Annotated in this window: 1 pseudogene; it reads left to right on the top strand. The window is 73.6% G+C overall.

Annotated elements, in window-relative coordinates:
- Nucleotides 1–188: 188 nt before the first annotated feature.
- Nucleotides 189–535 (top strand): annotated as a pseudogene (locus ABD323_RS45035) (mucin-2); the annotation flags it as partial.

Raw genomic sequence — 535 nt, forward strand, 5'->3', positions numbered from 1 at the left:
CACGAGCACGCCGAGCAGGCCGGGCACAACCCGCGGGGCTGGATCGAGGACTACCGCGCCGCTCGCGCCGGCCAGCCGCCCGCCCCGGACGAGGGCTGACCCCCTTTCACCCCACCTTCTCCCGGGGCCGGAGCAGTACCTGCTTCCGGCCCCGGGGACCACCGCGCCACCACCAGGAGGACGGCCCCGTGCCGTGGTTCAAGATCGACGACTCCTCGCACAGCCACCCCAAGTTCCTGCGCGCCGGGAACGCGGCACTGGGGCTGTGGCTGCGGTGCGGCCCCTACTCGGCCCACCACCTGACGGAGGGAATCGTCCCCGCCATCCTCGCCGCCAACTACGGCACCGCCCCGCAGGCCGCCAAGCTCGTCAAGACCGGCCTATGGCACACCGCCGGGCACACCTGCCCGCGCTGCCCGCAGCCGCTCGAGGCGGACGACTACGTGATCCACGACTTCTTCGAGGGCGGCCGCAACAGCACCCGAGCCCAGGTCGAATCCGCGAAGAGGGGCGCAGCCGACCGCTCCGCCCGGGC

The organism is Kitasatospora nipponensis, from assembly GCF_039528135.1.
GTDB classification, from domain to species: domain Bacteria; phylum Actinomycetota; class Actinomycetes; order Streptomycetales; family Streptomycetaceae; genus Kitasatospora; species Kitasatospora nipponensis.